The organism is Streptomyces sp. BHT-5-2 (assembly GCF_019774615.1).
Taxonomy (GTDB): domain Bacteria; phylum Actinomycetota; class Actinomycetes; order Streptomycetales; family Streptomycetaceae; genus Streptomyces.
On the sequence record NZ_CP081497.1, the window covers coordinates 639903 to 662585 of the forward strand.

Genomic DNA, 22683 nt, shown 5'->3' on the forward strand with positions numbered 1-22683 from the left:
TTCCGCGGTCTTTCCGTGGTCTCTCCACGCACCCCTTGACTCTGGACAAAACGGGAGGAAACTGGTGTGTAACCAGACAACCGGAGAGCCGCACCGACAGCAAAGACGTTTGTTGGCAGGAGACCCTTGACGTGGCTCTGGCCAGGCCCCCGGAAGCCCCGCGAACCGGAGCCTCGGCGACGACTGAGGTAGATGGTGGCGATGCGGACTCCCGGGGACTGTGTTGTCCGGGGGTCGCGTTGTCTCCGGGGGTGTGTTGTGGGAGGGGGCTGAGTTGCCCCGTTTTGGCCCGGGTTCTCCCGGGCCTTTTTCGTGTCCGGCCTCGGGGCGGTGTCGAGGTGGGTGTCGAGGTGGGCGGGTGCGCCGGGGTGGGGCGCTCCGGTGGGGTGGGAGTAAGGCCCGTACCAGGGGCCGTTGTCGCCCCGTGGCGACGTGACTACAGCGATGTAGACATCTTCGGACCGGCTGACTAAGGTATGCCTTCGCTAACTGAGGTAAGACATACCGGCGCGGTTGCGCGGGCCGGAGAGGACGACTATGTGGGACGACGCGTTTCCGAGCTTCCTGATCGGATTGAGAGAAGGGCTGGAAGCCGGACTCATCGTTTCGATCCTCGTCGCCACCCTCGTCCGGGCCGGGGCCAAGTCCCGTCTCCCGCAGGTGTGGACCGGTGTGCTGGCGGCGATAGCCGTGGCGATGAGCTTCGGCGCGGTCCTCACCTTCACCGCCGCCTCGCTCTCGGCCACCGCACAGGAGGCCTTCGGCGGCACGCTGAGCGTCATCGCGGTCGCGTTCGTCACCGCGATGGTGTTCTGGATGCGCCGCTCCGCGCGCAGCCTCTCCGGTGAGATCAAGGAGAAGGTCACCGGGGCGCTCGCCATGGGTGCGGGCATGCTGGTCGTCACCTCCTTCCTGGCCGTGGGGCGCGAGGGGTTGGAGACCGCGCTGTTCCTGTGGACCACGGCGCGGGCGGCGGGGGAGTCCGCCGGGCCGATGGTCGGCGCCGGGGTCGGACTGGTCATCGCGGCGGGACTCTGCTGGGGCCTGTACCGCCGGGTGCTCAAGATCAACCTCACCAAGTTCTTCACCGCGACCGGTGCCGTGCTCATCGTCATCGCCGCCGGTGTCCTGGGATACGGCCTGCGGGACCTCCAGGAGGGCGGGGTCCTGCCCGGCAAGACCGCGTTCGCCTTCGACCTCAGCCAGAGCATCGACCCGAGCGCCTGGTACACGACCCTGGTCCAGGGCGTCTTCAACCTCATGCCGGCCATGACCTGGCTGCAGCTCGTCGGGTATGCCGGCTACCTCGTCGTCGTGATGGCGCTGTTCGTCCGCGGCGTGCGGAGCGGCGCCAAGCCGGCGGCGGCGCCGCGGGCGGCGGAGGGGAAGCCGGCGGCCGAGCAGGCCGTTGCCGACAGGGTCGTTGACGAGAAGGCGGAGGCGGAGAAGGCCGTCGACGCCGAGGCTGCGTCGGCCGTGAAGAGCGAGGCGCCGGCGGACGGGGAGGCGCCCGAGGCGGGTGCGGAGGCGAAGCCCGAGTCCCCGGAACAGTCGGCAGAAGAACCCCCGTCGGAGTCGGAGCCGGCTCCGGAGCCCGTGTCGGCCGGTGGGGGCCGGAAGCGGCCCGCGTGGCTGCTGCCGGTCGCCGTGGTCGCGGTGCCCGCCGTCGTCGCGGGTGGGATCGTCGCCTTCGGCAAGGCCAAGCCGGCCGGGGCGCCCACCATCGCGGTGTCCGAGACCGAGTGCGGCAAGGGCTTCACCGCGCCCGAGCCCGGGCGGCAGACCTTCCAGATGCAGAACACCGGCGACAAGACCTCCGAGGTGTACCTCGTCGACCCCGCGACCAACGCGGTCTACGGCGAGATCGAGGGCCTGGCCCCCGGTACCACCCGCGACCTGGTCGCCACCATCGCCGGCGGCTCGTACGCCTGGCGCTGCGTCCCCACCGGCGGCAAGCCGGTCACCTCGGCCGCCGTGCGGGTCAGCGGCGGGGGCGGCACCAAGGCCGTCGTGCCGGTCGCGGAGGCGGACCTCGCCGGACCGCTGCGCGCCTACAAGCAGTACGTCGACCGGGGGCTGGCCACGCTGACCGACCAGACCCAGCAGCTGAGCGACGACCTCGCCGGCGGCGACCTGGACAGCGCGCGGACGGACTGGCTCACCGCACACCGCACCTACTCCTCGCTCGGCGCCGCCTACGGCACGTTCGAGGACTTCGACAAGAAGATCAACGGGCGGGCCGACGGACTCCCGGGCGGCGTGCACGACAAGGACTTCTCCGGTTTCCACCGGATCGAGTACGGGCTGTGGCACGGCGCCTCCGCGGACGAGCTGAGCGGCCCGGCGCGGCAGCTGCACGACGAGGTGGTGGGACTGCGCAAGGCGTTCCCCACCCAGGACTTCGACCCCGGTGACCTGCCGCTGCGCACCCACGAGATCCTGGAGAACACCCTCCAGTTCGAGCTGACCGGCGACACCGACGAGGGCAGCGGGACCAACCTGGCCACCGCCGACGCCAACCTCGCCGGCACCCGCGAGCTCCTCGACGTCCTGCACCAGCTGATCGTCAAGCGCGATCCGCAGCTGCTGACGTCCATCCAGGGCGACATCGACCGGCTGCAGCAGCAGCTCGACGCCGCGCACCACGACGGCACCTGGACGCCGGTCGAGAAGCTCGACGCGGCCGCCCGTCAGCGGCTGAACGGCGTCACCGGCCGGCTGCTGGAGCATCTCGCGCCGGTGCCGGACCTCCTGGAGATCCGCAAGTCCGCCTGACCCGCCGGGAGAAGGGACGCCCGGACGTCCGCGCGCACTCCGCCGGACGCACCGGGCGCCCGCCCGACGGCCCCGTACGACCACCAGCCCCGTCCACGTCGACAACGCCGCACCACCCCAAGCACGCTCCGAAGGGAACCACGAGATGTCCGCCGAAACGCCCGGTCCGCAGGGCCGCTGTCCCGCCGACCGGCGCTCGTTCGTGAAGACCGCGCTGGGCGCCGGCGCGGCCGGTGCGGTGCTGGCCGGCGGCGGCTTCGCGCTGAGCCAGGGCACCACCGGTACGGCCCGGGCCGCCGACACCGCCGACGCCGGGAAGGTGCCGTTCCACGGCGCCCACCAGGCGGGCATCCTCACCGCGCAGCCCACCGCCGCCGCCTTCGTCTCGCTCAACGTCATCGCGGAGAACCGCAGGGAACTCACCGACCTGCTGCGGACGATCACCGAACGCGCCCGCTTCCTGACCGCCGGCGGTGCCCCGCAGGACCTCGGCGTCGGCGCCCCGCCGTCCGACAACGGCATCCTCGGGCCGGTGGTCCCCGCCGACGCGCTGACCGTCACCGTCGGCGTGGGCGCCTCGCTCTTCGACGACCGCTATGGTCTCGCCAAGGTCAAGCCGCGCAAGCTCGGCCCGATGCGGACCTTCCCCAACGACAATCTCCAGGCCGCCGAGTGCCATGGCGACCTCTCGCTGCAGATCTGCGGCGAGCGCCAGGACACCGTGCTGCACGCGCTGCGCGACATCGCCCGGCACACCCGCGGCGGGATGCAGATCAAGTGGCGCGTCGACGGCTTCCAGAACGCGCCCCGGCCCAGCGGTGCCCAGCGCAACCTGCTCGGCTTCAAGGACGGGATAGCCAACCCCGACGTGAGGTCCGGGCGGGAGATGGACCGGCTGGTGTGGGTCGGCGACGGCCACGGCGAGCCCGCCTGGGCCACCGGCGGCAGCTATCAGGTCATCCGGATCATCCGGATGCTGGTGGAGTTCTGGGACCGGGTCTCGCTGGCCGAGCAGGAGAAGATGTTCGGCCGCCGCAAGGACACCGGAGCCCCGCTGGACGGCGCCAACGAGTCCGATGTGCCCGCGTACCACAAGGACCCGCACGGCACCGCGATACCGCTCGACTCCCACATCCGGCTCGCCAACCCGCGGACCGCCGGGACCGACGACTCCCGCATCCTGCGCCGCGGCTACAACTACGATCGGGGCGTCGACAGCGTCGGCAACCTGGACATGGGACTGGTCTTCTGCTGCTACCAGCAGGACGTCCTGCGGCAGTTCGAGGCCACCCAGGAGCGGCTGATCGACGAGCCGCTGGTGGACTACATATCGCCGACCGGCGGCGGCTACTTCTTCGCGCTGCCGGGCGTGCGGGACGCCTCGGACTGGCTCGGCCGGAGCATGCTGGCCGCCGCCTGACAGACCCGCTGCCCGACGTCCGCCGCCGACCCTCAGATCCGCAGGGTCAGCGGCGGATGCGCGCCGTTGAGGTAGTGGTCGCCGATGGCCCGGAGGCTGTGCGCGGACGAGCGGTGCGCGGTCAGGACGCGGGCGTTGCGCCAGAACCGGTCGAAGCCCGGGTCGCCGCCGGCGGCGTCGGCGGTGGCCGTCAGCTCCAGGATGCGGGTGGTGATCTGGAGCGCGGACTGGCCGGTGACGGCCTCGGCCGCGGCCACCAGCACCGCGATGTCGGCACACTCGTCGACGCCCAGCCCCTGACCCATCAGCAGGCCCCGGGCCAGCGCCTCGGTGGCCGGTTCCACGACGGCCGCGGCGGTGTGCGCGGCGGCGACCAACTCGCCGTACGCCAGCAGCAGATAGGGGTCGCCGCCCGGCAGCTCCGGATACGGGTCCGGGGCGGCCTCCGCAGGCTCCCAGGTGCGCGAGGCGGCGCGGTTGAGGTCGCGGGCCTCGGCGAGCGCGCCCTCGGCGATGCCCAGCGCCACCTGGACGAGCGCCAGCCGCAGCGTCAGTGGGTCCAACGCGGCGTACGGGGCGAGGTGCTGCTCGTCGTGGGAGACGGTGCCGAGGATCTGCTCGGGCGGCACCGGCACGGCGTCGAAGGCGACGGTGCCGGCCCCGGTCAGCCGCTGGCCCAGGCGGTCGTGGGCCGGGTCGGTGGTGACGCCGGGGTGGGCCGGGTCGACCAGCGCGATCAGCCGGTCGCCGGTGCGGGTGCAGACGCCGCCGACGATCAGGCGGTCGGCGACGGTCACCCCGGCCGCGAACGACCGCCGGCCGTGCAGGAGATGACCGGAACCGTCCGGGGCGAGGGTGAGGTCGCGGCCGGCGCCCGGGGCGGGCGGCTCGGCGTCGGCCGTCGGGTGCCCGGTGTCGCCGGCCAGCAGCCACTGCTCCTCGGCCACCCGGCGTTCCAGCGCGTCCGCCTGCTGCGGGGTGCCGAAGAAGCGGGTGCTCCAGGAGAGCGTGTAGTGGCGGGCGAGGAGTTCGCCGATGGAGCCGTCGGCCGCCGCGATCTCGCGGATGACGGCGCCGGCGGTGCGCCAGTCGCTGCCGCCGCGGAGCGGTCCCGGCGGGGTCAGCAGCGCCGGCAGACCGGCCTCGCGCAGCCGTGCCAACTCGTCGAAGGGCGGCTTGCCGGCCCGGTCGCGGCTGACCGCGTCCACGGCGAGGTCGTCGGCGAGTTCACGGGTGACGCGGTGCCAGATCTCGTGCTCCGCCGGGGGCTCGGCCTGCGGGGCGGCGGGGCGTGCTGCGGACCTCTTCGGCATGGCGCCGTTCACCGTCCTCGTCGAATCGGAACCGGGCTGGGGAGCCGGGCTGGAGAACCGGGAGCGGGGGCTGCCCGGGGCACTTCCCTAGTTTTCCCACTGGATTGGTAGGGAAAGCGAGGAGGGCATGATGATGCGTTCTTAACTCGGCTCCGGGCAAGGGGTGTTCGAGGGGTGGACGGATCGGGGTCGGATTCCGGACGCCGGGGCCTCCGTCGCAGGTCGGGTGGGTGTCCGAGGGGCGGACGGGAGCGTGCCCGCTACGGATTCGTCCAGGAGGCCGGGTCCTCGGTCAGCGCCGACACCCGGCGGGGGAGCGCGGCCGAGGCCACATCGGCCAGCGAGACACCGTCGAGGATCTGACGGACGTTGGCCCGCAGCGCCACCCACAGCGGCAGCAGGGACTCCGCCGGTCCGGTGTACGACAACTCCGGCGGCCGCACACCCCGTACGGAGACCAGCGGACCGTCCACCACCCGGATCACATCGGCGATACTGATCTCCTCGGGGGCCTTGGCCAGGCGGTAACCGCCGTTGCCGCCGCGCTGGCTGAGCACCAGACCGCCCCGCCGCATGTCGCCCAGGATGCCTTCGAGGAACTTGTGCGGAATGTCCTGGGCGTCGGCGATCGCCTCGGCCTTGAGCGGCCCCCCGTCCCGGGCGTACGCGAGTTGCAGCGCGGCGCGCACCGCGTAATCCGCTCTGGCTGAAATCCGCATACCGGCATTATCCCCGAGCAGGTGGCGCGGGCCGCGCCGCACGGGGCACACGCCATCCGCTCACCGCCGAACCGCGCCGGCGCACCACCCTTGACGCCGCCCGGCACCACCCCGACACTCGAGGGCGGGAACCCTAGCGAACAGGTGGGAATCCATGGGGCGCACGGAGCGGAACGTCGACCGCGCGGGACGCGCGGACCGGCCGCTGCCCCTCCTCACCTCCCGCCGCCACATCGACCTGCTGCGCGTCTGCAGCGCCGCATAGTCCGCCGCGGCGCACGCGGCGCGGCGCCGGTTCCCCTGACGCGGCGCCCCGTTCGCGGCCCGGACCGTCCTCCTCGCCGCACCGCGCGGACCCGCCCGGACCCGTTCACGTCCATCCGCGTCCGTCCCCATCCGTACCCATCCGCAGGCGACCGCCGACCGGCGCCCGCCCGTACGCCCACACCGGACCTCGCACCCAGGGACTTCCATGACCTCCGCACCCGTCACCCCCATCGCCACGACCTCCGCGTCCGCGGCACCCTCCGCGCCGGCCTTCCGGGGGCGCATCGGCTCCGACATGCGCAGCGGCCACTACCCCGTCCCGCACCGCTACCGCCTCTTTCTGTCCCCGTCCTGTCCGCACTGTCTGGGCCTCGCCGTCACCCACAGCCTGCTCGACCTCGGCGACACCCTCCCGGTGACCCTGCTGCCCGCCGTCCCCGACACCCCCGACGGCGGTTACGCGGCGCTGCGCCCCCGCTACGAGGCCGGCGCGCACCAGTACCGTGGCCCGGCCGCCGCCCCGGTGCTCGGCGACGAGTGGACCGGACGGATCGTCAGCAACCACGCCCCCGACATCCTGCGCGACCTGGCCGAGCGCTTCGGTGCCCGTGGCCCCGCCCTCTACCCGGCCCACGCCCGGGGCGCGATCGACGCGCTGGCCCACCGCTGCGAACAGGACCTCACCCAGGCCGCCCAGCGCGCCGGCGGACTCGGCAGCGACCACCCCGGCTACGAGGCCGCCCTGGACACCCTGCTCGGCACGCTCGCCTCGCTGGAACGGCGCCTGGCGGACCACCCCTATCTGCTCGGGGACGAACTCACCCTCGCCGATGTGCAGTTGTGGGTGAACCTGGTCCAGCTCGACACCGTCCACCGCTGGCACCTCGACGCCGCGGCCGTCCACCGCATCGCCGGCCACCGCCGCCTGTGGGCCCATGCCCGGCGCCTGGCCGCCCGGCCCGCCTTCGGCCGCCACCTCGACCTGGACGCCATCGCCCGCCGCCACCACGCCCGCTGCCGGGGCCGGGAGTCCGCCGGTGCGGCCGTGCAGATCGTCGACTGGACGACGGCCCACACCCCGGACGCCGCGGACGCTTTGGGCCTTCCGGGTCGGACCAGCACGCAGAGTTCGCGCTGACCGGACGGCCGGCGGGCGCTCGGGACCACCGCCTCACGCCGCCACCCGCAACGGCAGTGCCTTCAGCCCGTGGATGAAGTTGGACACCAGCCGCTGCGGTGGCCCGGCGACCGACACGGTGGGCAGCAGTGCGCCGAACTCCTCGTGGAGCACCCGTAGTTGGAGCCGGGCCAGGTGTGCGCCCAGGCAGACGTGCGGACCGTCGCCGAACGAGACATGGGGGTTCGGGGTGCGGGCGAGATCCAGCCGGCCGGGCTCGGCGAAGACCCGCTCGTCGTAGTTGGCCGAGCCGTGGAAGACCACGACCTTGTCGCCGGCGCGGATCCGGTGGCCGGCCAGCTCGGTGTCGACCGCGGCGGTCCGGCGGAAGCTCAGCACCGGCGGATGCCAGCGCAGCAGCTCCTCCACCGCCGGACCGACCGCGACCGCACCGGTGCGCAGCGCGGCGTAGGCGTCCGGGTGCCGGGCCAGCGCCAGCAGCCCACCGGGAGCGGCGCTGCGGACGGTGTCGTTGCCCGCGACCGTCAGCAGGAAGAAGAACATCTCCAGCTCGGGCACGGCGAGTTCGGGGTCGGCGGCGAGCGCGGTCAGCACGTCGTCGCCCGGGTGCCGCCGCTTGTGCGCGGCCAGTTCGCGGGCGTACCCGAACATGTCCTGGAGCAGCGCGGGGGAGCGGGGGTCGACCGGCCGGCCGTCCGCCCCGGTCGCCGCCGGACCGGCCTCGTCCGGGTCCTGGTAGCCGATGACCCGTCGGGTCCAGTGCAGCATCAGCCCGCGGTCGGTGGGCGGAACGCCCAGCAGATCGGCGAGGTTGAGCAGCGCGTAGTCGTCGGTGACCGCGCCGACCACGTCGCACACCCCGTCGCCGGACCGTGCGGTGCGCACCGCCGCGGTCAGCAGCGCGCGGGCCCGCTCCCGTACGGCGGTCTCGAAGCGGTCCACCCGGCGCGGGGTGAAGGCGCGGCTGACCAGTCGGCGCAACCGGCCGTGGTCCGGGAGGTCCTGATTGAGCATCATCCGCCGGATGAACGGCAGATCGGCGGGGTCGGGATCGCGGATCTGGGTGGCGCCCAGGTGGGAGGAGAAGGTCCGGGCGTCCTTCAGCACCCGTACGACGTCCCGGTGCCGGGTCACCGCCCAGAAGCCGGGACCGGCCGGCCAGCCGAGCACCTCCGGCTCGGCCTGCCAGGCCACCGGGCGGTGGTCGCGCAGCAGCCGGTAGGCGTCGTGCGGCAGTCCGTCGGCGTACCGGCGGGGGTCGAAGACGTCGGGCACGGCGGGTGCGGCGGGTCGGTCGGGGGTGGCAGGCCCGTCGGGGCCGTTGTGGGTGTCCGCGCCGTCCCTCTCGCCGCTCCGGCCGGTCACCGGGCCGCCGATCCGTCGAAAGGAAACCACACGCCCTCCGCCTCTCTTCTCTTCCGGTCTTCCGGCTGCGCGCCGGGGCGGACAGCGCCGTCCGCCCGGTGGGACGACCACGGCCCACCCTGGCCGCCCCCGCACCACCCCGCAAGAGCGCCGCGCGACGTGCCCGGGCAGCCGGCGGGCGGGTCAGAGCGCGCCGGGCCGGAGGAGCCCCGCCTCATGGGCGAGGAGGGCGGCCTGCACGCGGTTGTCCAGGCCGAGGCGGGTGAGGATGCGGTTGACGCGGCTTTTCACGGTGGGTTGGGACAGGCCGAGGTCCTCGCCGATCTGGAGGTTGGAGCGGCCCCGGGCGACGAGGACCAGCACCTCCAGTTCGCGGGCGGTGAGGGCGTCGAGCAGCCGGGCGGCGGCGTCGTGCCGAGGCGGGGCGCCGGGCAGCAGGCCCGCGGGCAGTGCCGTGAAGGCGCCGATCAGCCGGTGGGTGACGCTGGGGGCGAGCATCGCCTCTCCCTCGGCCACCACCCGCAGGGCGTGGGCGAGTTGGTCCGGCGGGCTGTTCTTGAGCAGGAATCCGCCGGCCCCGGCCCGCAGTGCGGCGTGCACGTACTCGTCCAGGTCGAAGGTGGTCAGGACCAGGACACGGGGCGGCGGGCCGGGGTGCGGCCAGTCGGCGTGCAGCCGGCGGGTGGCCTCGACGCCGTTCATGCCGGGCATCCGGACGTCCATCACCACCACGTCCGGCCGCAGCTCGGTGGCGAGCGCGACCGCCTCCGTGCCGTCGGCGGCGGCCCCGACGACCTCGAAGTCCGGGCGGCGGTCGATGACCGCCCGCAGCGCGTCCCGGACCATCTCCTGGTCGTCGGCGAGCAGCACACGGATCGTCATACCCGGGCCTCCAGGGGAAGGGTGGCGGACAGCTGCCAGCCGGCGCCGTGCGGGAGCGCGCCGGTGCGCACCGTGCCGCCGAACGCCGCGACGCGTTCCCGGATCCCGAGCAGCCCCCGGCCGGAGCCGGGCGGCGGCCGGTGCCCGGTGGCGGGCGGCCCGTTCTCCACGGCGACGGTCAGCGTCGTCCCGTCGCGGTGCAGCGCGACCCGGACGTCCGTGGGGCCGGCGTGCTTGAGGACGTTGGTGAGTGCCTCCTGGACGATGCGGTAGGCCGAGATCTGGAGCGCGGGCGGCAGCTCGCCGAGGGCCTCGTCCAGCTGCGCGGTCACCCGGCAGCCGGCCGCCTCGGCGGCGGCGACGAGTCGGTCGAGGTGGCGGAGGGAGGGTTCCGGCGCCGGCCCGGCGTCCCCGTCCCGTTCGTCGCCCGCCGTCAGCAGGCCCAGGATGCGGCGCATCTCGACCAGGGCGGTGTCGGCGGTGTCCGCGATCCGCGCCAGGCCCCGCCGGCCGCCCCGCGGGTCGTCCTGCACCACCTCCTCGGCGGCACGTGCCTGGAGGGCGATGGCGCTCACATGGTGGGCGACCACGTCATGGAGGTCGCGGGCGATCCGGGCCCGCTCGGCGACCACCGCCTGGCGGGCGTTGATCTCCCGCTCCGCACGCAGCCGCTCGTTGGCCTCCCGCAGCCGGTCCGCCTGGCGCACGATCCGCCGCCGCCCGTAGCCCACGAGCCAGGCGGCGCCGTAGAAGGCGACGAAGGTGGTGGCGGTGATCGGCTCCAACGAACCGGGCTGCGGCGGCCCGGTCCGGCCGGTCAGCAGATCGGTCGTCACCGCCGTCAGCAGCGACAGCACCGTCCAGGGCAGACCGGCCGGCAGCGGCATGTACCGGGCCACCGCGTAGACGGCGAAGACCAGCAGGAACGGGCCGGGGATCTTGCCCGGCACCGGGTCGATCACCTCGAAGGCGACGAACGCGGCGGTCATGGCGCACAGCACGGCGCGCGGCCGGCGGCGGCGCCACAGCAACGGGACCGTCTGGAGGCCCCAGAGCAGCACGCCGCCCGGCCGCGGCGCCGGCTCGTGGCCCAGCAGTGTCAGCACGTCGAACGCGGTCAGCCCGGCGCCGAGCGCCAGATCGGTGAGCCAGGGCCGCCGGTCGGCGAGCCGGCGCCGGGTGCCGCGCGGGGCGGCTGTGGGGTGGGTGTTCGTGTCCATGACTGGTGGCAAGGCTAGCCACCCTCTCCGGCCCGGGTGATCGTGCCGGAGGAGGGCATCGACCGGGCGTCGGCGCAACCCTGGTTGCGCGGGCCGGCGGCGGATCGGCATCCAGGACGACGCCGGGCCCGCCCCTGCCTTCCTAGCGTCGTGACCTGACCGGACAGCGCCGCCCGTGGCGCCTCCCGAAGGGACCGACGAACCACGTGATCACCACCAGCACCCTGAACACCGCCGGGCCGACGGCCCGCACCGATACCCGCACCCCGGCGGCCCGCGCCCGCTGGGCCTGGCTGGCGCTGGGCACCGCGGCCCACCTCCTCGCCGTCGGCGGTCGCTGGGACATCGCCGCCGCGGCCTGGCTCTTCCCCGTCCTGCTGCTGCGCTTCGCCCGCACCGGCCGTGCCTGGTCCGGCGCCCTGTGGCTGTGGGCGGCCAACACCGCCGCGGCGGTCTTCTGGCTCGTCGAGTCGGCTCTGCTCAGCCCCGTCGCCCTGGCCGGGGCGGCTGCGCTCGCCGCGCTGCTGACCCTGCCGTACCTCCTCGACCGGCTGCTGGCGAGCCGGCTGCGGCCCTGGGCGGCACTGATGGTCTTCCCCGCGGCGGTGGCCGGGACGGAGTTCCTGATCACCCTGCTCTCCCCGTTCGGCACTGCCTACGGCTCGCTGGCGGTCACCCAGGACGGCATGCTGCCGCTCCTCCAGGTCGTCTCGGTCACCGGCTCCTACGGGATCGGCTTCCTCATCGCCTGGTGTGCCGCGGTCGCCAACCTCGCCTGGGAGGCGGCCTCCTGGCGCGCCGCGCGGCGCGCCGTCCTCACCTGCGCCGCGGTGCTGCTGGCCGTCGTCCTCGCCGGCGGCGCCCGCCTGGCCTTCCTGCCGCCGGACGGGCCGACGGTGCGGATCGCCGGGGTCACCGCCGACGCGGCCGCGCTCCGTGCCCAGAAGGCGGCATACGCCCAGGTCGCCGGCGGGCGCGCGGCGATCGCCACCGCCCCGCCGGCGAGCCTCCGACCGGCGCTGCGCGGGGTGCTCGACAGCCTGCTGGCCGCCACCCGCCGCGAGGCCGCGGCCGGCGCCGAGATCGTGGTCTGGCCCGAGCAGGGGGTGCGGGTGCCGGCCGCCGACGAGCCCGCGGCCATCGCGGCGGCCCGGGAGGCGGCCCGCCGTTCCCGGATCTACCTGGAGATCGGCGTCGGTGTCCACACCGCCCAGCCACCGGCCTACGGCCGCAACGAGACGCTGCTCATCGACCCCCGCGGCACCGTGCGCTGGACCTACCAGAAGGCCCACCCCATCCCCGGCTCGGAGACCTTCACCCCCGGCGACGGCCGGGTGCCGGTCGTCGCCACCCCGTACGGCCGGCTGGCCAACGTCATCTGCTACGACGCCGACTTCCCCGACATGATGCGGGTCCCCGCCGACATCATGCTGGTGCCCTCCCACGACTGGCGGGAATACGGGGGCGCGCACACCCGCAAGTCCGCCCTCCGCGCCGTCGAGGCCGGCTACGCGCTGTTCCGCCAGGACGCCGAGGGCGTGACGACCGCCTACGACGACCAGGGCCGGGTGCTGGCCACCACGGACTACTTCGGCACCGACCGGCAGGCCACCGTGGCCTACGTCCCGGTGCACGGCACCACCACGGTCTACGACCGGATCGGCGACACCTTCGCCTGGCTGTGCCTGGCGGCCGTCGGGGCCCTGGTGGTGGTCGGCGCGGCGACCGGGCGACGGGCGGCGAAGCGCGCCACCCTGGCGCAGTGAGACGAACAACTCCCCTTGAAGTCAGGCTGGTTGATCGTCCTGCCGGCCCGGCGACCGCCCGGCCGCCGCCACCTCGGCGGGGCGCAGCAGCCGGTCGCCGACCCGGAAGCCCCGGCGGACGATCTCGGCGCACACCGTGTGTTCGCCCGCGGCGCCCCGGGCGGCCGGGCCGGCGCGCTCGGGCGGGGTGTAGGCCACCGCCTCGTGGACGTTCGGGTCGAAGGGCTCGCCCGTGGTCCCGAAGGAGGTGAGGCCCAGCGACGCCAGCTCTGCCTCCAGAAGTTCGGCGACGCGCCGGAAGCCGCCGGTCAGCTCGCCCTGCGCGGTGGCCTCGGCGATCGCGTCGAGGACCGGAAGCAGTCGTTCCAGCACATTGCCCACGGCGATCTGGCCGACCGCCAGCCGGTCGCGGTGCACCCGCCGCCGGTAGTTGTCGAACTCGGCCTTCAGCCGCTGGAGATCGGTCGTGCGCTCCCGCAGCTGTGCGGCGAGCCGTTCGGCGTCGGGCGCCCCGGCGGCCGTACGGGCGGCGCCGGCGGATGCGGTGCGGCGCCGCGCGGGGTGCGTCGGGGCGCGGGCCGGCTCCGGGGCCGGCCGCACCGGGTCCGACTCCGGCCGCGGCGGCGGGGTCGGCGCCGGCTCCGGCCCGGTTCGGCCGACGAGCGCGAGCGGCGGGCGGGAGCGCCGACCGACATCGGTCGGACGGTTCATCGTCCGCCTCCTTCCCGCTTCTCGTCGTCGACGATCTCGGCGTCGACGACGTCGTCCTCGGCCTTGGCCTGCTGGCCGCCGGCCTGCGCGCCCTCGGCGCCGGCCGCGCCCTGGGCGGCCTGGGCGTCGGCGTACATGGCCTGCCCCAGCTTCTGCGAGACGGCCGCGACCTTCTCCGAGGCACTGCGGATCGCCGCACCGTCCTCGCCCTTGAGCTTCTCCTTCAGCTCGCCGACGGCGGTCTCGACCTCGGTCCTGACCTCGGCGGGCACCTTGTCCTCGTTGTCCTTGAGGAACTTCTCGGTCTGGTAGACCAGCTGCTCGCCCTGGTTGCGGGTCTCGGCCGCCTCCCGTTTGCGGCGGTCCTCCTCGGCGTACTGCTCGGCGTCCCGCACCATCCGGTCGATGTCGTCCTTCGGCAGCGAGGAGCCGCCGGTGACGGTCATCTTCTGCTCCTTGCCGGTGCCCAGGTCCTTGGCGGTCACATGCATGATGCCGTTGGCGTCGATGTCGAAGGAGACCTCGATCTGCGGGATGCCGCGCGGGGCCGGCGGCAGGCCCGTCAGCTGGAACATCCCGAGCTTCTTGTTGTACGCCGCGATCTCCCGTTCGCCCTGGAAGACCTGGATCTGCACGGACGGCTGGTTGTCCTCGGCCGTGGTGAAGATCTCCGAGCGCTTGGTCGGGATCGTGGTGTTGCGCTCGATCAGCTTGGTCATGATGCCGCCCTTGGTCTCGATGCCCAGGGACAGCGGGGTGACGTCCAGCAGCAGGATGTCCTTGACCTCGCCCTTGAGGACACCGGCCTGGAGCGCGGCCCCGATGGCGACGACCTCGTCGGGGTTGACGCCCTTGTGCGGGTCCTTGCCGGTCAGCTGCTTGACCAGCTCGGTCACCGCGGGCATCCGCGTCGAACCGCCCACCAGGATCACGTGGTTGACGTCGGCGACCTTGATTCCGGCGTCGTCGACCGCGTTGTGGAACGGTGCCTTGCAGCGCTCCAGCAGGTCCGCGGTCAGCTGCTCGAACTGGGCGCGGGTGAGCTTCTCGTCCAGGTGCAGCGGCCCCTCGGGCGAGGCGCTCAGATACGGCAGGTTGACCGTGGTCTCGCTGGCCGCCGACAGCTCGATCTTGGCCTTCTCCGCTGCCTCGCGCAGCCGCTGGGTGGCCATCTTGTCCAGCGCCAGGTCGATGCCGTACGCGTTCTTGAACTGCTTGGTCAGATGGTCGACGATCCGCTGATCCCAGTCGTCGCCGCCCAGGTGCGTGTCGCCGTTGGTGGCCTTCACCTCGACGACGCCCTCGCCGATCTCCAGCAGCGAGACGTCGAAGGTGCCGCCGCCGAGGTCGAAGACCAGGATCGTCTGGTCGTTCTCCTTGTCCAGGCCGTAGGCCAGTGCGGCGGCGGTCGGCTCGTTGACGATCCGCAGCACCTTCAGGCCCGCGATCTCGCCGGCCTCCTTCGTGGCGGTGCGCTGTGCGTCGTTGAAGTAGGCGGGCACGGTGACGACCGCGTCGGTGACCTCCTCGCCGAGGTAGTTCTCGGCGTCCCGCTTCAGTTTCTGGAGCACCCGCGCGGAGATCTCCTGGGCGGTGTAGTGCTTGCCGTCGATGTCGCCGCTCTCGGGGAAGCGCCACCGGGCGTCGCCCATGTGCCGCTTGACCGAGCGGCAGGTGCGGTCGACGTTGGTCACGGCCTGGCGCTTGGCGATCTCGCCGACCAGGACGTCCCCGCCCTTGGCGAAGGCGACCACCGAGGGGGTGGTCCGTGCGCCCTCGGCGTTGGCGATGACCATCGGCTCACCGCCCTCCAGCACGCTGACCACCGAATTCGTCGTCCCGAGGTCGATACCGACTGCTCGTGCCATGGTCTCCTCCTGGTCTCGCGGCCCGATCCGGGGCGATGACGCGCGCCGGGTACCGCCCCGGCCGGGACGGCGCCCGGCCGCGCCTCTCGCAACGCCTCTCACCTGCTGGTATGGCGCCCGAGTCGGCTACACCATCTGCATAGAACCTGCCCCGACAGCTGTCAAGATGCACCTTTTGCCGCCAATGTTCCCCGGCCTGGCTGCGGACCGCGGCCGGACCTGCGGAAACCGGGGCGCCGGCCGGAGCGCTGCCTCGCGCTGTTCCCCTTCCGCCTTCCCGCACCCGATACGCCGCACGCCCGGCCGGGGACCCCTCCCCCATGACCCTCCACCTCGGCACCTCCGGCTGGCAGTACCGGCACTGGCGCGGCGTCCTCTACCCGCCCGACGTCCCGCAGCGGCGCTGGCTGGAGGAGTACGCCCGGCACTTCGCCACCGTCGAGAGCAACGCCGCCTTCTACCGTCTGCCCGAGGCCAGGACCTTCGCCGACTGGCGGGACCGCACGCCGGGCGACTTCGTCATGGCCGTCAAGGCCAGCCGCTACCTCACCCACATCAAACGCCTCCGCGACCCCCAGGAGCCCGTCCGCCGCCTGATGACCCGCGCCGCGCACCTCCGCCCCCGGCTCGGCCCCGTACTGCTCCAACTGCCACCCACCCTGCACGCCGACGCCGGACTCCTGGACGCCTGCCTGGACTGCTTCCCCGCCGGCACCCGGGTCGCCGTCGAACCCCGCCACGACTCCTGGTGGACCGACGCCGTCCGCGCCGTACTGGAGCGCCGCGGCGCCGCACTGTGCTGGGCCGACCGCGGGTCCCGCCCCGTCACGCCCCTGTGGCGGACGGCCGACTGGGGATACCTCCGCTTCCACGAAGGCCGCGCCGAGCCCTGGCCGCGCTACGGGCGACAGGCCCTGCACACCTGGCTGCGGCGGATCGCCGACACCTGGCCCGACCGCGCCGACGTCTACGCCTACTTCAACAACGACCCCGGCGGAGCCGCCGTCCTCGACGCCACCCGCTTCGCCCACGAGGCGACCGCGGCGGGCCGCAACGTGACCCGTACACCGCACCTGCACTAGCCGGCCACCGAACGGGCAGTGATACCCCCTGGCCCGTCCACCCGACCACCGAGAGGACCGTATGCCCCCGTCCGCGCCCCCACCCCTCCGCCTGGGCGTCTTCACCCGCCTCGTGGACGACGCCCCGCCCGCCGAGCTGTACACCCGCGCACTGGAACTCCTCACCACGGCCGAGGAACTGGGCTTCGCCACCGGATGGGTCGCCCAGCACCACGCCCGCCAGGACGGCGGCCTGCCCTCGCCCCTGGTCTTCCTCGCCGCCGCCGCGGCGCGCACCCGGCGGCTCCGGCTCGGCACCGGCATCATCACCCTGCCCCTGGAGGCCCCGCTGCGGCTCGCCGAGGACGCCGCCGTCCTCGACGTGCTCAGCGGCGGCCGCCTGGAACTCGGCTTCGGCACCGGGGGAGGCCGGACCGCCTTCGCGCTCTTCGGGCGCTCCGTCGAGGAGCGCCGCGCGGTCTATGCCGAGCATCTGCGGGCGGTCCGCGACGCCCTGTCCGGCGCGGAGCCGGTGCCCGGCGGGCCGCAGCTGTTCCCCCCGGCCCCCGGCCTGATCGACCGGCTGTGGGAGGCCACCTTCAGCGTGGAAGGCGCGGTCCGCGTGGCCGAGCACGGCAGCGGACTGCTGCTCGCCCGCACCTCCTTCAGCCCCGTCCCGGACGGCCGCCCCGCCCCACCCCTCGCCCTGCTCGGCGACGTCCAACTTCCCCTCGCGCAAGCATATTTGGAGAACTGGAAGCACCCCGACACCGCACCCCGCATCGGACTGTCCCGCTCCGTGTACGTCGCCCCGACCCGCGCCGAGGCGCACGAGGACGCCGAGGCCGGATTCGCCCGCCTCCTCGCACAGGGCCGCCCGGCAGAGGCGCGCGCCGCCCGCAACGACACCTGTGCCGGCACCCCGGACGAGGTGCTCACCGCCCTGCGCGCCGACCGTGTCCTCCCCCTCGCCACCGACCTGATCCTCCAGGTCCACCCCGTAGACCCCGCCCCCGACCGCACCCTGCGCTCCTTCCGCCTCTTCGCGGACGAGGTCGCTCCCGGACTGCGGTGACCCCGTGGGCAGATGGCCCGCGGATGCCGCCCACCCCATTACCTTCTTGGTGGCCCCGCAATGGGGCGCCCGGCCTTCGGAGTTGGCATGACTTTCTCCCCCTGTCGAACGTATGGCCTGGGGGGTGGTGTCACCGGCTCCGGAGGCATCGACAGACCGCTGATTAGGGGCATGACCACCGGCTTGTCCGCAGGTCGGGAGGCTCTTCGTAATGTGGATGTGGCGATCGGTGCCGTGGGACGGCCGGGCGGGAACGACCAGAGGACGCACGTGATCGACGTCAGTGAGATCGGCGCCTTCCTCGGCCTGGACGTCGGCAAGAGCGAACACCACGCCACCGCCGTCACTCCGGCCGGAAGGAAGGCCTTCGACAAGCGGCTGCCCAACAGCGAACCCAAGCTCCGCGACGTGTTCGCCAAGCTGAAAGCCAAGCACGGCACCGTGCTCGTGGTCGTCGACCAGCCCGCCTCCATCGGCGCCCTGCCGCTGGCCGTGGCCCGCGACATGGACTGCCCCGTGGCTTACCTGCCGGGCCTGACGATGCGGCGGATCGCCGACCTCTACCCCGGTGAAGCCAAAACCGACGCCCGCGACGCCTTCATCATCGCGGACGCGGCCCGGTCGATGCCGCACACTCTGCGGGCCGTCGAGCTTGCCGACGAGGCAGTAGCCGAGCTGGAAATGATCGTGGGTTTCGACGACGACCTGGCCGGCGAAGCCACCCGCATCAGCAACAGACTGCGGGGACTGCTGACACAGATCCACCCGTCGCTGGAACGGGTACTGGGACCGCGAATGCAGCACCCAGCCGTGCTCAAGCTGCTCGACCAGTGCGGTTCGCCGGCCCAGGTCCGCAAGGCCGGACGGCGTCGGCTGGTGAACCTGATCCGCCCAAAGGCACCACGGATGGCGGAACGGCTCGTCGATGACATCTTCACCGCCCTGGACGAGCAGACAGTGGTCGTGCCAGGCACGGCCGCGGCCGCATTGATCGTCCCCAGCCTCGCCAGCTCGCTCCAGTCGGTACTTGACCAGCGCAAACTCCTCGCCACAAGGATCGAGGAACTGCTGGAGGCTCACCCTCTTTCCAAGGTCCTGACGTCCATGCCGGGGATCGGCGTCAGGACCGGAGCACGCATCCTCATCGACATCGGCGACGCCAGCAGCTTCCCCAGCGCCGCCCACCTCGCCGCCTACGCCGGCCTCGCCCCGGCAACCCGCAGTTCCGGGTCCTCCATCCGCGGCGAACAGCCATCGCGCAGAGGAAACAAACAGCTCAAACGCGCCTTCTTCCTCTCCGCGTTCGCCGCCCTGGCCGACCCCGTCTCCAGGGCCTACTACGACAAGAAGATCGCCCAGGGAAAACACCACACCCAAGCCCTCCTCTGCCTCGCCAGACGACGAGCCGACGTGCTCTTCGCCATGCTCCGCGACGGCACCTTCTACCAACCCCAACCAGCCCCCACGGGTTGACGAAACCCATAGGGGCACCCCCCCGCTCGAAAAGCCTTTCGCCTCGCGAGCCGCGCGCTGATACGTTGCCGACGTGGCGAAACTCAACCAGATCATCGCCGTGGAGAAGGGCGTCAAGTCCAAGGCCCACCAGGACCTGACGTCCACTCACCACGGTCTCCAGAAGCCGGCGTTGCTGGCCGGCATCTCCCGCACCTACCAGCCCAAGGACGAGGAGGGCGAGCAGCTGCCGCCCGAGTCCACCCGGGTGCAGGTGCACGCCGAGGACGTGCTGCGGGAGACCGCCCGCGCGCTGACCCGGCTGTTCGACGTGACCGCCACCAAGGACTGGGCCAACTGCGCGGCGCGGGCCGACGTCACGGTGGACGGGCGGACGCTGCTCCGTGAGGTGCCGGTGTCGTATCTGCTGTTCCTGGAGAAGCAGTTGACCGACGTCAACGCCTTCGTCCGGAAGCTGCCGGTGCTGGACGCCTCCGAGTCGTGGGTGCAGGACCCCTCCACGGACGCCTGGAAGACCGAGCCGGTCCGTACGGTGCGGACGAAGAAGGTGCCCCGCAACCACGTCAAGGCGGAGGCCACCGAGAAGCACCCGGCACAGGTCGACGTCTACTACGAGGACGTGCCGGTCGGCTACTGGACGACCGTGAAGTTCTCCGGCGCGCTGCCCGCGAAGCGGGTGAACGAACTGCTGGACCGCGTCGAGAAGCTCCAGCAGGCGGTGAAGTTCGCCCGCGAGGAGGCGAACGGGACCGAGGTCACCGACCAGCGGGTGGGCGAGGTCGTCTTCGGCTACCTCTTCGGGTAGCGTCTACAACTCCCCGGACGCCGCAGTGCGACCGGGGTGCGCGAGGAGCGCAAGCTGACACTGAAGTTCGTCGTGACCAACGCGGTTCCAGTGGAGGTTCGAGTCCTCCCCGCGGCCTTGCGGGCCGCGGTGGCCCAACTCGGCAGAGGCAGACCGCGATCAATCTCAGACTCTCGCTCCAGTCTCAGCATTCGCCATCCATCGCCGGATCGACCGGGCCGGGCCCCGGTCGTCGGATGCCGGTTCAAGTCCGGCCCGTGCAGCTCGATGCGCGGTAGTTCAAAGGCAGAACACGACGACGTGATGACTGACCCGTGCCCTCAAGTGGGCCGGCGTGTGCAGTGGGGTGGCATCCAAGGGCTCGGGGGCAGGCTACGCCCCCGGGCCCGCTCCCGTTTCCCGGGCCGGGACGCGGCGGCCGACAGTGAGACGGCGGGCCGCCCCAGGGGTGGCCCGCCGTCTCGTCAGCTCGCGGGCCTGCGCGGGTGTCAGTCGATCTGGAGCTCGCCCATCGCGCTCCAGCCGTCCGCGTCCTTGATCGTGGTGCTCACGATGTCGGGGGTGCGGCGCAGCAGCGGGCGCATGGCCTCCAGGCCGGCGCGGAAGTGGTCGGAGTTGACATGGGCCTCGCCCGCGTCGTCCTTGAACGCCTCGACCAGGACGTAGGTGTTCGGGTCCGCAAGGTCGCGCGACCACTCGAACCAGAGGTTGCCCGGCTCCTCGCGGGTGGCGCGGGTGAAGGCGCCGACCTTCTCGGGCCACTCCTCGGCGCATTCGGGCTTCACGGGAAACTTCACAACGATAAAGATCATTCGTGTACCCTACACCATTCGTCTCATCTCTCGCATTTCGCCCCTCGGTCGCGGCCAAGTGAGGGCTCCGCGCGGCGTGTTACCGGTGGGTAATTTGGCTGATCATGATCTCGTCCGGGGCGGTCGCGACGTCCTACGCTCCCGATCACCGCACCGGACGGACGCCATCGTGGCGCCGCGGTCAGACCCCCTGGAGCAGCGATGGCGCGATCCCGCCGTACCTCAGGCAACCCCGTAGGCCGACGACGAAGGGCGTCGGTCTCCTTGTGCGCGGGGGTGGTTGCCGCCGCCCTGGCAGTGGCCGTGCCCGGCGGCACCGCGATGGCCGCGGCCCCGGACCGGCCCGCGTCCGCCACCCCGGCCGCCGTCCGCGCGTCCGCCGCCCCCGCGTTCCGGCTCGTCGAGATCCCGTTGAAGGACGGCACCGTCCTCAAGGCCGATGTGTTCACCCCGGCCGCCGGCACCCCGGGCGCCGACCGCAACGGCCGCTACCCGCTGGTCGTCCAGCCGGCCAGTTGGGGGCAGAACGACCTGGAGTACGTGGCCCAGGGCCGCAAGCTCGCCGCCGACGGCTATGTCGCCGTGACGTACACGGTGCGCGGCTTCTGGGGCTCGGGCGGACAGATCGACGTCGCGGGCCCCAAGGACGTGGGCGACATCTCCGCGGTCATCGACTGGTCCCTGGCCCACACCCCGGCCGACCCCGACCGCGTCGGCATGGTGGGGCTCTCCCTGGGCGGCGGCCTGACGCTGATGGGCGCGGCCTTCGACCCGCGGGTCAAGGCGGTGGCCTCGCTCAGCGGCTGGGCGGACCTGACCGACGCGCTGTACAGCGGGCAGACCCGGCACCTCCAGGCCGCCGGGCTGCTGGCCGCCGTCCAGACGCCGACCGGCCGTCGCAGCCCCGAGTTCGCCCGGACGCTGTCGGACCTCTACGCCGACCGCGACATGCCCCGCGTCATCCAGTGGGCGCACACCAGGTCCCCGGCCACCTACGTGGACCGCATCAACGCCCACGGCACCGCCGTCTTCCTCGCCAACGCCTGGGGCGACAGCATCTTCAACCCGGGCCAGATGACCTCCTTCTACCGGCGGCTGACCGTGCCCAAGCGGCTGGAACTGCGGCCCGGGGACCACGCGACCCAGGAACTGACCAGTCTGCTCGGGCTGCCGAACGCCACATGGACGAGCGCCCGGCAGTGGCTCGACCACTACCTGAAGGGCTCCGGCAGCTCCGGCGGGGCGCGCCAGGGGGTGGAGCTGGAGGTCCGGTCGGGCGGTGAGCACGAGAACTACCAGAACTGGCGGGCCGTCGGTTCCCGGACCGAGCGGCTGCGGCTGGGCCGTCCCGACTCCCACGGCGTCGGAACGCTCGGGGCGGCGGGCGAGGCGGGCTGGTCGCGGCGGGTGGCCGGCGGCATCGACTCGGGCGCCGACGGCGGCATCGCCGAACTGTCCGGGACGCTCGACCAGGTGATCGGCCTGCCGCCCATGGTCGTCGTCCCGCTGCTGCCGCGCAGCTCCGCCGCGATCTGGCAGTCGGCGCCGTACGCGCAGGGTCTCCGGCTCCGCGGTGCCGCGCGGCTGCACACGACCGTCACCGCGTCCACGCCGAAGGGCAGCGCCTTCGCCTACCTCTACGACGTGAACGCGCTGGGCGTGGGCAAGTTGATCTCGCACGCCCCGCAGAGCTGGTCCGGTCGGCAGCCGGGGCACGCGTTCCCGCTCGACGTCACGCTCTTCCCCACCGCGTACGACCTGCCGGCCGGGCACCGGCTCGCGCTGGTGCTGGACACCGCGGACCCGCTGTACGGCGGCAGCACCCCTCGGGGGAGCAGCGTGGCGTTCGGCTCGCCGGCGGACGGTCCGGCCGAGCTGGCGCTGCCGGTGCGCTGACGGCCCCGGGCCGTTCGTCCGCGGCGGCCCGGGCCGTTCGACCCCCGTGCGGTGCCCACCGGCCCACTGGCCGGGCGCCGCGCGGACGCGCAGGCTCGATAGCGCGGGGCGAGCGTC

18 protein-coding genes are annotated in these 22683 nt (G+C 73.1%); 10 read left to right on the forward strand and 8 right to left on the reverse strand.

Annotation, left to right across the window (positions count from 1 at the left end; translation table 11 throughout):
- Positions 1-537: 537 nt before the first annotated feature.
- Both efeU and efeB read left to right on the forward strand, forming a co-directional pair.
- On the forward strand, positions 538-2775 hold the full coding sequence (gene efeU / locus K2224_RS30815; RefSeq protein WP_221910477.1) for an iron uptake transporter permease EfeU: 2238 nt from the start codon (positions 538-540) through the stop codon (positions 2773-2775).
- Positions 2776-2920: 145 nt separating this feature from the next.
- The gene (gene efeB / locus K2224_RS30820) at positions 2921-4195 is read left to right on the forward strand and encodes an iron uptake transporter deferrochelatase/peroxidase subunit (RefSeq protein ID WP_221910478.1); all 1275 of its coding nucleotides are present in this window, start codon (positions 2921-2923) and stop codon (positions 4193-4195) included.
- Between the two features lie 32 nt (positions 4196-4227).
- Here efeB and K2224_RS30825 read toward each other — a convergent pair whose 3' ends face one another.
- Together K2224_RS30825 and K2224_RS30830 are read right to left on the reverse strand one after the other, a co-directional pair.
- Positions 4228-5508, reverse strand: a complete 1281-nt coding sequence (locus tag K2224_RS30825; RefSeq protein WP_221910479.1) for an acyl-CoA dehydrogenase family protein — start codon at positions 5506-5508, stop codon at positions 4228-4230.
- A gap of 260 nt (positions 5509-5768) precedes the next feature.
- Positions 5769-6227, reverse strand: coding sequence for an Rrf2 family transcriptional regulator (locus K2224_RS30830; RefSeq protein WP_221910480.1), 459 nt, complete (start codon positions 6225-6227; stop codon positions 5769-5771).
- 154 nt (positions 6228-6381) lie between these two features.
- Between K2224_RS30830 and K2224_RS41460 the strand changes: the two genes are divergently transcribed.
- Positions 6382-6492, forward strand: a complete 111-nt coding sequence (locus K2224_RS41460) for a putative leader peptide (protein WP_313904809.1) — start codon at positions 6382-6384, stop codon at positions 6490-6492.
- A 207-nt stretch (positions 6493-6699) separates the two neighbouring features.
- Positions 6700-7632 carry a glutathione S-transferase C-terminal domain-containing protein gene (locus K2224_RS30835; protein WP_221910481.1) on the forward strand — a complete coding sequence of 311 codons (933 nt, stop codon included), beginning with the start codon at positions 6700-6702 and terminating at the stop codon, positions 7630-7632.
- Between the two features lie 33 nt (positions 7633-7665).
- On the opposite strand, the gene K2224_RS30840 is transcribed toward K2224_RS30835, so the two are convergent.
- The 3 genes from K2224_RS30840 to K2224_RS30850 form a co-directional block, all read right to left on the reverse strand.
- Positions 7666-8907 (reverse strand): cytochrome P450, encoded by a 1242-nt coding sequence (locus K2224_RS30840; protein ID WP_221912048.1) that lies wholly within the window; start codon positions 8905-8907, stop codon positions 7666-7668.
- A 273-nt stretch (positions 8908-9180) separates the two neighbouring features.
- Positions 9181-9879, reverse strand: coding sequence for a response regulator transcription factor (locus K2224_RS30845; RefSeq protein ID WP_221910482.1), 699 nt, complete (start codon positions 9877-9879; stop codon positions 9181-9183).
- The gene (locus K2224_RS30850) at positions 9876-11099 is read right to left on the reverse strand and encodes a sensor histidine kinase (RefSeq protein WP_221910483.1); all 1224 of its coding nucleotides are present in this window, start codon (positions 11097-11099) and stop codon (positions 9876-9878) included. Before K2224_RS30850 ends, K2224_RS30845 begins: the two co-directional genes overlap by 4 nt.
- Positions 11100-11305: 206 nt before the next feature.
- Between K2224_RS30850 and K2224_RS30855 the strand changes: the two genes are divergently transcribed.
- Positions 11306-12865, forward strand: coding sequence for a nitrilase-related carbon-nitrogen hydrolase (locus K2224_RS30855; RefSeq protein ID WP_221910484.1), 1560 nt, complete (start codon positions 11306-11308; stop codon positions 12863-12865).
- 21 nt (positions 12866-12886) lie between these two features.
- Here K2224_RS30855 and grpE read toward each other — a convergent pair whose 3' ends face one another.
- Together grpE and dnaK are read right to left on the reverse strand one after the other, a co-directional pair.
- Positions 12887-13576, reverse strand: a complete 690-nt coding sequence (grpE, locus tag K2224_RS30860; RefSeq protein WP_221910485.1) for a nucleotide exchange factor GrpE — start codon at positions 13574-13576, stop codon at positions 12887-12889.
- Positions 13573-15444: a molecular chaperone DnaK gene (gene dnaK, locus K2224_RS30865; RefSeq protein WP_221910486.1), complete on the reverse strand. Its 1872-nt coding sequence runs from the start codon at positions 15442-15444 to the stop codon at positions 13573-13575. Before dnaK ends, grpE begins: the two co-directional genes overlap by 4 nt.
- A gap of 320 nt (positions 15445-15764) precedes the next feature.
- Between dnaK and K2224_RS30870 the strand changes: the two genes are divergently transcribed.
- The 4 genes from K2224_RS30870 to K2224_RS30885 all read left to right on the forward strand — a co-directional run bounded on the left by K2224_RS30870 (position 15765) and on the right by K2224_RS30885 (position 19858).
- A complete protein-coding gene (locus K2224_RS30870) occupies positions 15765-16526 on the forward strand; it encodes a DUF72 domain-containing protein (RefSeq protein ID WP_221910487.1) in 762 nt (253 codons plus the stop codon).
- 61 nt (positions 16527-16587) lie between these two features.
- A complete protein-coding gene (locus tag K2224_RS30875; protein ID WP_221910488.1) occupies positions 16588-17580 on the forward strand; it encodes an LLM class flavin-dependent oxidoreductase in 993 nt (330 codons plus the stop codon).
- Positions 17581-17850: 270 nt separating this feature from the next.
- Positions 17851-19053, forward strand: a complete 1203-nt coding sequence (locus tag K2224_RS30880; RefSeq protein WP_221909414.1) for an IS110 family transposase — start codon at positions 17851-17853, stop codon at positions 19051-19053.
- A 73-nt stretch (positions 19054-19126) separates the two neighbouring features.
- The gene (locus K2224_RS30885) at positions 19127-19858 is read left to right on the forward strand and encodes a hypothetical protein (RefSeq protein WP_221910489.1); all 732 of its coding nucleotides are present in this window, start codon (positions 19127-19129) and stop codon (positions 19856-19858) included.
- 488 nt (positions 19859-20346) lie between these two features.
- On the opposite strand, the gene K2224_RS30890 is transcribed toward K2224_RS30885, so the two are convergent.
- A complete protein-coding gene (locus K2224_RS30890) occupies positions 20347-20670 on the reverse strand; it encodes a putative quinol monooxygenase (RefSeq protein ID WP_221910490.1) in 324 nt (107 codons plus the stop codon).
- Between the two features lie 276 nt (positions 20671-20946).
- Between K2224_RS30890 and K2224_RS30895 the strand changes: the two genes are divergently transcribed.
- A complete protein-coding gene (locus K2224_RS30895; protein WP_221910491.1) occupies positions 20947-22566 on the forward strand; it encodes a CocE/NonD family hydrolase in 1620 nt (539 codons plus the stop codon).
- Positions 22567-22683: the final 117 nt, after the last annotated feature.